This window comes from Nocardia sp. CC201C (genome assembly GCF_030010695.1).
GTDB lineage: Bacteria > Actinomycetota > Actinomycetes > Mycobacteriales > Mycobacteriaceae > Nocardia > Nocardia otitidiscaviarum.
This window is the reverse complement of sequence record NZ_JASCXP010000278.1, coordinates 1-9,857: the sequence shown is the minus strand read 5'-3', so window position 1 is coordinate 9,857 and position 9,857 is coordinate 1. Positions and strand designations below refer to the sequence as shown.

Genomic DNA, 9,857 nt, shown 5'->3' with positions numbered 1-9,857 from the left:
TCCGGGAAGCGGCGGGAGAAGTCGAGTAGATAGGTCGGGCTGGCCCCGGTGAAGGAGTAGATGGTCTGGTTGGCGTCGCCGACCACGGTGAGATCGTCGCGCTCGCCGAGCCAGGCGTCGAGCACCCGCTGTTGCAGCGGCGTGACGTCCTGGTACTCGTCCACCACGAAACAGCGGTAGCGGCCCCGGAACTCCTCGGCCACCGCCGGAAAATCCTCGATGGCGGCGGCGGTGTGCAGCAGCAGATCGTCGAAGTCCAGCAGCATGCCGTCCGGGGTGATCTTGAGCTGTTCGTAGGCCGCGTAGACGGCCGCGACCTTGGCCGCGTCGTACGGGGTCTCCCGGTGGCGGCGGGCCACCGTGGCGGCATAGTCCTCGGGGGCCACGAGCGTGCCCTTGGCCCATTCGATTTCGCCGAGCAGGTCGCGCACGCTGTCGGTGTCGGCGGGCAGTCCGCCGCGCTGGGCGGCCTGGGCCACGATGGGGAATTTCCTGTCGATCAGCTTCCAGGGCACATCGCCGATGACCTGCGGCCAGAAATAGCGCAACTGCCGCAGCGCCGCGGCGTGGAAGGTGCGGGCCTGCACCTGGGTGGCGTCACCGCCGAGTCCGAGCGTCCGCAGCCGCCCGCGCAGCTCCCCCGCGGCCCGCGCGGTGAAGGTCACCGCCAGCACCTGATCGGCGCGCACGTGGCCGGCCGCCACCAGGTGGGCGATGCGGTGGGTGATGGTGCGGGTCTTGCCGGTCCCGGCCCCCGCTAGCACGCAGACCGGACCGCGCGGGGCACGGGCGGCCGCCGCCTGCTCCGGATCGAGGTCGTCGAGCAGGTGATCGCTGGACTGGGTGGTGGTGGCCGGCACGCGCTCCATCATGGCAGCCGCCTCCGACACCGCGCGGACCCGTCGCACCGCGGCGCTCCGGGAACAGGCTCCGTACCCGGCGCGTTGCACGACCCGTGACTGCAACGGACCTGACCATGTACTCGACGACCTGGTGCGGCTACTGCCGCCGACTCCGGAAGCAACTCGACGAGGCGGGGATCACGTACGAGGTGATCGATATCGAGGAGAATCCCGCGGCGGCCGAATTCGTCGGCAGCGTGAACAACGGCAACCACGTGGTGCCGACCGTGAAATATCGGGACGGGTCCACCGCCACCAATCCCAGCCTGGCCGCCGTGAAGCAGGCCCTCGCCGCGATCAGCTGATCCGACGCGCACCGGGTTCGGCGCGGACGGTCCACGAAAAAGCCGCACATCCCGAACGGGATGTGCGGCTTCGCGCTACCGGGTCAGTCGGTGCAGACCGATTCCTTGATCACACCGCGTTCCGGGCTGGAACTGCCGGTGAACGGGAACGGCAGCGGCGGCTTGACGGCCGCCAGCTTGTCGAGCGCCGCCCGCTCCGCCTCGGGACGGGTCACCCCGGTCCCCCCGTGGAAGCGCATCGTGTCCTCGCTCATGGCGACCGCACCGCAGCCATTGGCCCAGCTGGCCAGCACCTCACAACCCCGGTAGCCGCATTCGGCGAGCGCGGCCTGCTCGGCCGACGCCCGGTCCGGATAGTTCCAGGCCGAACCGTAGGAGGTGAAGTCGCTGAACGCGCCGACGGCGATGGCACCCCAGTATCCGTCCGGGCCGGGCTCCGCCGCAGCGGTGCCCATGCCGACGGACGTGAGTGCGGCCGCCGAGACAACCAGACTCATGGCGGCCTTACTCAGAAAACCCATCGAAAAATCTCCCCATCAGAAAACGGCTTCCGACGTGAAAGCCGTTCCAGTGATCTTGACGGGGATTAGTCCTATTTGTCCAACAAGTTCCGAATAGTGGGAATCAGCCTGCGGCAGCCCAGGATTCGACAATCGTGCGCGCGATGGAAATCGATCCCGGCAGCAGCAACCGCGCATCGCCGCCGCCACTGCCCCACGCACCGGCCGCCAGCGCCTCGCGCACCTCGGCGCGGGTGAACCAGTGCGCCTCGGCGATCTCGCCGTCGGAGAAATGCAGCGGCTGGTCGGGATCGGCCTGCGCGGCGAAACCCAGCATGAGCGAGCGCGGAAACGGCCACGGCTGCGAGCCCAGGTAGCGGACCTCGCGCACATCGACGCCCACCTCCTCCTTGATCTCGCGCTCCACGCACCGCTCCAGGGATTCCCCGGCCTCCACGAAACCGGCCAGCAGCGAGAACAATCCCTCCGGCCAGGTGTGCTGGCGGCCCAGCAGCACCCGGTCGCCACCGTCGTGCACGAGGCAGATGACGGCCGGGTCGATGCGGGGGAACTCCTGATGGCCGGAATCGCTGGTGCGCGACCACCCGGCGTTCGACGCGCGCGTGGGCGTACCGTCGTGCGCGCTGTAGCGGGCCTTGTCGTGCCAGTTCAGCAGGGCGATGGCAGTGGAGAGCAGGCCCGCGCCGAAATCGTCGAGATCCAGCGTCGCCCCCACCGCACGCAGATCGGTCAGCTCACCCTCGATCTCATTGTCGCGCACCGCCCACAGGTGGAACTCGCCGTCCACACCCAGGAACACCGCATGCGGCGACGGCTCGGCCGAGAGCGTCACCGCCTCCTCCAGCACCACCGCATTGCCCTCGACGCGCACCTGGCCGCGCCGGTTCATGCGCACCAGCTTCGCCCGCCCCCACCCCTCCTTCAGGGCCTGCTCATCGGCGCGGAGATGCTCCGCCCGATCGAGCGCGGAACGCGAGAGCACGGGCACGGCATTGAGATCAAATACGGACACAGCGTCTATTTTGCCCTTCGCTTCGCTCCGGGCGGATTCGCGGCGAGTTGACCGGCCGGATATCCAGTGCGCCCGCCGACCCAACCGAGAATGTGCCCGAGCGCAAGCACACCGCAAGGGGCGATCGTGGAGCTGTTCTCATTCTCAAACCAGCCGCCGCGGCTCTCGCGCCCGAAGGCCGCGGGCCTGTGTCACTCAAGCGCGGCGGAGGTAGAGGAGTTTGTCGGCGGTTTCGAGGGCGTCGACCTCGGGTTCGCCGACGCGGATGAGCTGGCCTTCGCGGACCACGCCGAGGACGATATCGCGGAGGTGGCGGGGGGAGCCGCCCACCTCCTCGGGTTCCACGTCGCGTTCGGCGATGGCGAAACCGGCCTCGGGGGTGAGCAGGTCCTCGATCATGTCGACGACGCTGGGAGTGGTGGTGGCGATACCGAGCAGGCGACCCGCGGTCTCCGAGGACACCACCACCGAATCCGCGCCGGACTGGCGCAACAGGTGGGTGTTCTCGGCCTCGCGGATGGAGGCCACGATCTTGGCCTTGGGGTTGAGTTCGCGGGCGGTCAGGGTGACCAGGACGGAGGTGTCGTCGCGGTTGGCGGCGATCACGATCGAGGCCGCGTTCTGCACACCGGCCAGCCGCAGCACATCGGACTGGGTGGCCGAACCGTGCACCGTCACCAGGCCCGCGTTGGCCGCGCGCTCCAACATGTCGGCGTCGGTGTCGACGACGACGATCTCGGCGGGCTGCACGCCGTCACCGAGCATGGCGTCGACCGCGGTGCGGCCCTTGGTGCCGTAGCCGACGACCACGGTGTGATTGCGCACGGTGTGCCTCCATCGCTGAATCTTGAAAGCCTGCCGGGACCGTTCGGTCAGCACGGACAGGGTGGTGCCGACCAGGACGATCAGGAACAGCACCCGCAGCGGGGTGATGACCAGGATATTGACCAGCCGGGCCTTGTCGGTGACGGGCGCGATATCGCCGTACCCGGTGGTGGACAGCGACACCGTCGAGTAGTACAGCGCGTCCATGAGGGACAGCTCACCGTCGGTGTTGTCGTTGTAGCCGTCGCGCCCGACGTAGACGACGGTGGTGGCGATGGCCAGCAGCAGCACGGCCATACCGATCCGCCGCCACAGCAGCCGCCAGGGACTGGTCTGCGCCTCCGGGATGCGCAGGACGCCCACCAGGGCGAAGTCGGGGCGCTCGGTGAGTCTGCCCAGGCCGGGCGAGGAGTCACCGAACATGGAAACCACCGGCCCATCCGAAAGCGTCTAGCTGCGGCACAGGACGGCAGACTACCGGTCCGATCGGCGGGATGTGATGTCCGGACGGGGCGCGTCCGGAGATCGTTCCGTGTCCTCCGGTGTGTCGGGCTCGGGGTCGAGCGGTGCGGCGGCGCCGATGAGTCCGGCCAATTCGCCTGGGCCGGGCAGATGTTCGGGGGCGATGGTGCGGCCGGTGCGCACGTAGTGGAAGGCCGCTCCGATCCGGTCCAGCATCTCGGCCTCGGTGGCGCCGGTGCGCTGGGCGAGCAGCCGTGCCCAGGCCACACGGTAGACGGCCAACTGCACGGCGACGGCGGCCTCCTCGGCGGGCTTCGGTTCCGCGCCGGTCTTCCAGTCGACCACCACCCAGCGACCGTCCGGTTCCCGGAACACGGCGTCCATGCGACCGCGAAGGACGGTGCCCGCCAGTGTCGTTTCGAAGGACACCTCGACCTCGACGGGATTGCGGTCGGCCCACGGCGAGGCGAGGAACGCCTCCTGGAGGCGCACCAGGTCGGCGTCGGTGTCGCCGGTGTCGGACGCGCCGGGGAGTTCGTCGACGCCGAGCAGGCGCGACGCCCCGAACCAGCGTTGCAGCCAGGCGTGGAAGGCGGTGCCGCGACGAGCGTACGGACTGGGCGGATACGGCAGCGGACGCCGCAGCCGGGCAGCCAGTTTCGCCGGATCGGCCTGCAGGTCGACCAGGGCGGTGGCGGGCAGCTGACCCGGCAGCTCGACCTCCCGCGTGGCCTGCGCGGCGGCGGCGTGCTCGGCGAGCAGCGCGTCGACATCGGCCGCCCAGCCCTCGGGGTCGGGGTCGTCGGAGTCCGATTCGCCCGCAACGGTTTCGATGTCGTCGGATAGGTCGGCGAACGGGACCGTCGTCGGCTCGGCAGCAGCGGTTGCGCCGGAACGGAGGTCGAGGCCGAGGTCCAGTTCGGCTTGGATGCCCCGGGCCGCGCGGCGCTGCTCCTCGCGCAAGTCGGCGAGGGCCGCGCGGACCAGGGCGGCGGCGTGTTCGATATCGGCGCGGCGCTTGCCGAGGGGGTCGCGGGGCCAGGTGGCGGTGGGCGGGTTGTCGGTGAACGGGTTGGGGGTGTCGGGGGGAGGTGGATCGTCCCAGCGGTCGATGCGCACGGCGCGGGCCAGCGTGCCGGGCTGTTCCGCCGCGCGCGCCAGGTCGAGCAGGAAGTCGGAGGGACCCTTGGGCTTGGAGCCGGTCTCGGCCCAGTGGTGCGCCGAAACGAACAGGGCGCGTTCGGTTCTGGTGAGGGCCACGTAGAAGAGGCGGCGCTCCTCGTCGAGTCGGCGGGCGGCCAGTGCCTTCTTGTGGGCATCCAGGGCGCGTTCCAGATCGGCGCGATCGTGGATATCGGTGAGGTCGAGCACCGGGACACCCTCACCGGCGTCGTCGCGCTGGCGGTCCCCGCGCAGCGTGGTGGGGAGTTCCGCGAGCGCGCCCATCCAGGTGGTGGTGCCGGTGCCGGACGGGAAGGTGCCGTCCACCACGTGCGGGACCGCCACCACCTCCCATTCCAGGCCCTTGGCGGCGTGCACCGTGAGCACCTGCACCCGGTCCCGGGCGACCTCGACTTCGCCCGGCTCCAAACCGTTCTCGACCTCCTCGGCGGCGGCGAGGAAGGCGAGCAGCCCGGTCAGCGAGGCGCGATGGTCGGCGGCGTAGCCGGAGACCACCTCGGCGAAGGCGTCCAGATGCTCTCGGCCCGCGCCCGCCCCGGCGGCGGCGCGCCGGGCCTGGGTCTCCACGCCCACCCCGATGGTGCGCTCCACATCCGCGACCAGTTCCGGCAGCGGCTGTCCGCTCCGCTCGCGCAGGGCGGTGAGTTCCGCGCCCAGGGCTTTGATCCGCGCGCAACCCTGCGGCGAATACTGTTCCGCCGCACCGGGATCGGCAATGGCGTCGGCCAGGCCCGCCTGTTCGGAGGGCTCCGGCGCGACCTCGCGCAGTGCGTCGTCCAGTGTCCCGGTGTCGGTGATGGCGGCCTGCTGTCCGGCAGGCTGTCGAATGGACAGCTCTCGGGCGCGCCGGGACAGGGCAGCGATATCCGCGACGCCGATGCGCCAGCGCGCGCCGGTGAGGATGCGGATGGCCGCGCTGCCCGCCGACGGGTCGGCGATCAACCGCAGCGTGGCCACGACGTCGGCCACCTCGGGCGTATGCAGCAGCCCGCCCAGCCCGACGATCTCCACCGGTAATCCCCGCTCCCGCAGGGCCTCCGCGAGCGGGGCCGCATCGGCGTTGCGGCGCACCAGCACCGCCGAGGTGGGCGGCTGCGCACCCAGGTCGGCGGCGGCCTCCCATTCGGCCGCGATGCGTTCGGCCACCCACTCCCGTTCGTCCGCGACCGTCTCGGTGAGGGCGAAGGCGAGCACGCCGTGGGTGGCGTCGGGCCGCGGGCGCAGGGCGTCCACGGTGACGCCCCCGCCCTCCGCCGCCCGCCGCCGCAGCGGATCGGCCACCAGATTGGCCAGTTCCAGCGCCTCCGGCGGGTTGCGCCAACTGGTGAGCAGCGGCAGCACCGGCGCGGGAATGCCCGGCGCACAGGGGAAGTCGGTGGCGAAGCGGGGCAGGTTGGCCGCCGACGCGCCGCGCCATCCGTAGATCGACTGCATGGGATCGCCCACCGCGGTCACCGCGAGCCGTCCGCGCTCGGCCGGGTCGTCGTCGTGATCGGGTCCGATGCCGCCGAAGAGGGCGGCCAGCAGGATGCGCTGGGAGTGGCCGGTGTCCTGGTATTCGTCGAGCAGCACCAAGCGGAAGCGCTCACGTTCGGCGACCGAGACCTCCGGATGTTCGGCGGCCAGCCGGGCGGCCAGGGACATCTGCGCGCCGAAATCCAGTGCGCCGCGGCGGCGCAGCTCCTCGGCGAGCCGTTCCACCAGGGGCAGCAGCGAGATTCGCTCCTCCTGCACGGCGAGCAGGTCGAGCAAAGCCTTCTTGGGTCCGCCGCGCTGCTTGGGGCCCGCGGGCAGGGTGTGGATGAGGCGGTCCAATTCCCGGTGGGCGTCCCGCAATTGGTCCGGCCGCACCAGGTGCTCGGCCAGCTGCCCGGACAGCGCCAGCACGGCCTCGGTGACCGAGACCGGGGTGCGGTCGATGTCGAGGTCGCCGTCCCAGGTGGAGACGAGCCGATAGGCCAGCTGCCAGAGCTGGGTCTCGCTGAGCAGGGTGGCGTTGGGTTCCACCGGCAGCAGCAGGCCGTGTTCGGTGAGCAGCCGGCCCGCGTAGGAGTGATAGGTGCTGATCTCCGGTTCGGAGCCGGTGAGCAGGGCGCGCAGGTGCCCGGTGGGGTCGATATCGCGCACCAGCGAGGCTCCGGCGAGCCGGGCCAGGCGGGTGCGGATGCGGGTGGTCAACTGCTGGGCGGCTTTTCGGGTGAAGGTGAGGCCCAGCACCTGTTCGGGTTCGACCAGGCCGTTGGCGACCATCCACACCACACGGGCGGCCATGGTTTCGGTCTTGCCCGCGCCCGCCCCCGCCACGACCAGGGTCGGACCGGGCGGGGCGGCGATCACGGCGGCCTGCTCGTCGGTGGGCGGGGGCAGGCCCAGCGCGTCGGCCAGTTCCCGGGGGGTGATCACTCGTCGGTCACCTGCCGACCGGTGTCCTGCACCGGGCAGCTGCCGGAGACCTTGCAGTGGCGGCAGCCGTCATTGCGCATGGCGAGGTAGCTGGGGCCGCGGGTGGCGGCGGCCGCGTCGTGGATCACGCCGCGCCACCGGTCGATTCCCGCCTCGTCCAGGGGCGGCTGCGCACGCTGGGTGGCACCCTCCCTACTGGACGGCTTGGCCACGTAGACCAGGCGGGCGCCACCGGGTTCGCCGTCACCGAGCGCGCCCTCGGCGGCGGCGACCTGATAGGTCGCCAGCTGGGCGTGGTCCTCGGCGGCCTGTTTGGAGATGGGCGTCTTGCCGGTCTTGACATCGACGATCACGAAGCGGCCCAGGGCGTCTCGTTCCACGCGGTCGACGCGGCCCTTGATGCGCACCGGCAGTTCGCCGGGGCCGCGCGCGGGCAGGGTGAGGTCGATCGGCACCTCGACGCCCAGCGCGGTGAGTTCGTCGCGGGTATTGCGCAGCCAGGCCAGAAAGGTGTCGACCATGGTCTCGGTGCGGCGCAGTTCCTGGCGGGAATGCCAATTCTCGCCCTCCCGGGAGCTGGGGTCGACCTTCTTCCACGCCTTGGCCAGCGCCGCCTTCACCTGCGCCTCGTCGACCTGTCCGGCCAGGGCCTGGACCAGGGTGTGCACCAGATTGCCCTTGAGGGCGTGCACATTGTCGCCGTCCTGGCCGCCGTGGCGTTCCAGCGCCCAGCGCAGCGGGCAGGTTTTCAGCTGGTCGACGGTGGACGGGGAGAGACCGACGGCGCCGTCCTCGATCTCCCACAGCGGATGCCCGGAGCTGAGGTCGGCGGTGCCGTACCACTCGTCGGGGTGTGCGCCGCGCACACCGGCGGCGGCGAGGCGGGCCAGTTGGCGGGCGGCGCGGTCGGCGCGATCCGGATCGGAATCGGGATCGCAGACGGCGCCGCGTAATTCGGCGATGAGGGCGTGCATGGCGAGGGCGCGACCCGGATCGACCGGGGCGGGGATGCGGCCCGGCGCACCGTGGTCGGTATCGGCGTCGAGTTCGGCGAGGAAGCGCGACGGGGTGAGATCCTGGTCGCCGGTGACGGATTCGACGGCGGTCACCAGCAGGGAACGGCGGGCCCGGCCGCAGGCGACCAGCAGCAGCCGCCGCTCCTCGGCCAGCAGGGGCGCGGCGCGGCTGAGACGTTCGCCGGTATCCCCAACTCCGGCAATGACATCCACCAGCTCCTCGACGCCGAGCAGGGTGCCGCGCGGGCGCAGGTTGGGCCAGATGCCCTCCTGCACACCGGCGACCGCGACGGTATCCCATTCGCGTCCCGCCGCGCCGTGCGCGCTGACGATGGTGACGGCCTCGCCCGGATCGGTGTGCGGTGCGCCGTCCTGCGGAATCTCCTGCTGTTCCAGGTATTCCACGAAGCCCTCGACGGTGGCGTGCGGCAACCGGTCCACATACGCCCCGGCCGCCTCGAACAGCCCGACCACCGCGTCCAGATCCCGGTCCGCCTGCATCCCGACCGCTCCCCCGCGCTCGGACTGCCCCACCCACCGCCGCTCCAGACTCGATGCCGTCCACACCGCCCACAGCGTCTCCTCCAGCCCCTCCCCGCGCCGCCGCGCCGCGCGTCCCCGGCCCACGGCCTTCAACACCCGCCGCAGCGGCGCGGACTCGACGTCGGTGAGCCGCCCCAGAATCGCCCGATCCCCCACGCCGATAATGAGATCCCGCAGAATCTCCGCCGAGGATCGATCGAGATCGGCGAACCGCTCCGCCTCCTGCGCACCGTCCAGCCCGGTGGCCTGCCCGACGCTGACATCTTCCCGGCCGCCGGATACTGCCGCCCCGGCGCCTGGCCGCACCTCGTTCGCCCACACGAGGCTCTCCGACAGGGGACTCTTCGACACCGCACCTTCCGATGTGCCGCCCTGCGCGTCCCGCACGCTATCGCTCGGTAGCGAGCTGTCACCTACCTGCGCTTGGGCAGTCTGCGCCAGGGGCGCAGGGTGGGCAAGCGCAGCCGCGCGCCCCGAGGGCGCAACCTCATCGGAACGCGGCACCGAGCCCCGCCTCGTCGTCGAGGCGCTCGCCGATTCCGCATCGCGCGATGCGGTGTTGTCCGAGCCGTTTCCCTGTGCACCAGAAAAACCGGAATCGTCCGGAGCGGAAGCGTTCCCGTCGGCATCCGGCTCGGCTCGGCGGGTGGGGTGGCCGAGTTCCAGGACCGAACGGCGGATGCCGC

7 protein-coding genes are annotated in these 9,857 nt (G+C 71.2%); 1 reads left to right on the top strand and 6 read right to left on the bottom strand.

The window, feature by feature from the left end; all coding sequences use genetic code 11:
* Positions 1 to 872 (bottom strand): ATP-dependent helicase (locus QK444_RS24880; RefSeq protein ID WP_282784209.1); only part of this gene is annotated, 872 nt, incomplete at its 3' end.
* Positions 873 to 976: 104 nt separating this feature from the next.
* On the opposite strand from QK444_RS24880, the gene QK444_RS24875 reads away from it, so the two are divergent.
* Entirely contained in the window at positions 977 to 1,207 is a 231-nt protein-coding gene (locus QK444_RS24875) for a mycoredoxin (protein WP_029931673.1), read from the top strand.
* 83 nt (positions 1,208 to 1,290) lie between these two features.
* Here QK444_RS24875 and QK444_RS24870 read toward each other — a convergent pair whose 3' ends face one another.
* The 5 genes from QK444_RS24870 to QK444_RS24850 form a co-directional block, all read right to left on the bottom strand.
* On the bottom strand, positions 1,291 to 1,728 hold the full coding sequence (locus QK444_RS24870) for a DUF4189 domain-containing protein (RefSeq protein WP_282784207.1): 438 nt from the start codon (positions 1,726 to 1,728) through the stop codon (positions 1,291 to 1,293).
* A 103-nt stretch (positions 1,729 to 1,831) separates the two neighbouring features.
* Positions 1,832 to 2,740 (bottom strand): NAD(+) diphosphatase, encoded by a 909-nt coding sequence (gene nudC / locus QK444_RS24865; protein WP_282784205.1) that lies wholly within the window; start codon positions 2,738 to 2,740, stop codon positions 1,832 to 1,834.
* Positions 2,741 to 2,935: 195 nt separating this feature from the next.
* Positions 2,936 to 3,988: a potassium channel family protein gene (locus QK444_RS24860; RefSeq protein WP_282784214.1), complete on the bottom strand. Its 1,053-nt coding sequence runs from the start codon at positions 3,986 to 3,988 to the stop codon at positions 2,936 to 2,938.
* Between the two features lie 51 nt (positions 3,989 to 4,039).
* On the bottom strand, positions 4,040 to 7,609 hold the full coding sequence (locus QK444_RS24855; protein WP_282784212.1) for an ATP-dependent DNA helicase: 3,570 nt from the start codon (positions 7,607 to 7,609) through the stop codon (positions 4,040 to 4,042).
* A complete protein-coding gene (locus tag QK444_RS24850) occupies positions 7,609 to 9,522 on the bottom strand; it encodes a UrvD/REP family ATP-dependent DNA helicase (protein ID WP_282784203.1) in 1,914 nt (637 codons plus the stop codon). The genes QK444_RS24855 and QK444_RS24850 overlap by 1 nt, the downstream gene beginning before the upstream one ends.
* Between the last annotated feature and the right edge of the window lie 335 nt (positions 9,523 to 9,857).